The sequence below is a fragment of the Vibrio sp. 1167 genome, from assembly GCF_033340375.1.
GTDB lineage: Bacteria > Pseudomonadota > Gammaproteobacteria > Enterobacterales > Vibrionaceae > Vibrio > Vibrio alginolyticus.
In genome coordinates, this window is the sequence record NZ_JAWOWK010000123.1 from 1 (window position 1) to 1,051 (window position 1,051).

Here is a 1,051-nt window from a genome sequence, read left to right on the forward strand (position 1 = left end):
GCCAAGCGAAGTACTGAACACCAGCCCGCTTTCGCAGCAACCACGAAGGTACGCAGCTCTGCGTATTCCTTCTGAACTTTCTTCAGACGTTTCGCCAGACCTTTCATCTCTAGCTCAGTAGAGGTGATGGTACGCTCGTATTCACTCTTACGACTACGAGATGTGTGTAGACGCTCGTGCAGCTCATCACGGCGACGGATCGCACGCTCTTCTGCGCCTTCATCGGCGTTAACACCAAACTCTTGCAGTTCTTGTTTGAACTCTTGAACAGTTTCCAATTTCGCTTGGTGCGAGCTTTTCAATGATGCCAATACTTGGTTGTATTGGTTCATTTGACCTTGCGCTTGTTTCAACTCTTCACGAGAGCGTGTACGCATTTGCTCAGCCTGAACCAGCTTCGCTTTTAACTGCTCACTAAGTTCACTGCTTTGGTTAAGCAAATCAACGGAGTCTGAATACGCAAAGTAGTGACGACGCTCAACGAGATCAGACAAGGCAAAGATCTGCTTCTTCAATTCTTGAAGTTGCTCGTCCGCAGCTTTGTATTCTGCTTCTAACGCATCGAACTGTTCAGGGTCTGCATCAAGTGCAGAAGCAATTTTTTCAAGCTCAGCCACGGCTTTCGCGTGGTTGTTCAAGAACGCTTTCGCTTCCGACAGTTGCGCAATTTTCTCTTCCAGCTCGTCGAAACGCGCTTGCAGCGTATCGTCTTCAATCAGAGCCATGTTTGGTGCGAGCTTGTCTAACGAAGACAGAGCTTGCTTGCTAGTCTGAAGCTGAGAACGATGTTGTTGTTCTTTCGCTTCCAAATCAGCCAATACACGGGCGATTTGACCGCGTTTTTCGCGAACATTTGCCAACGCTTGTTCTGGGTCAGCTTCGAACGCGACTTGAATGTGGTTAGCCACAAACTGGTTGAATGCTTGGTATAGACGCTGCATCTTTTGTGAATCGAAAGCCGCTTTAGCGTGCTTCTCAACCACTTCCTCACGTTCATTGCGCAGTAGCTCTAAACGCTGTTCACGCGCCGCGCGTCCAAACAATGGAATTT

General features: G+C 48.5%; 1 pseudogene. It reads right to left on the reverse strand.

Features of this window, described 5'->3' with window-relative positions:
* Window positions 1-1,051: pseudogene (mukB, locus tag R7Z78_RS24810) on the reverse strand (chromosome partition protein MukB); the annotation flags it as partial.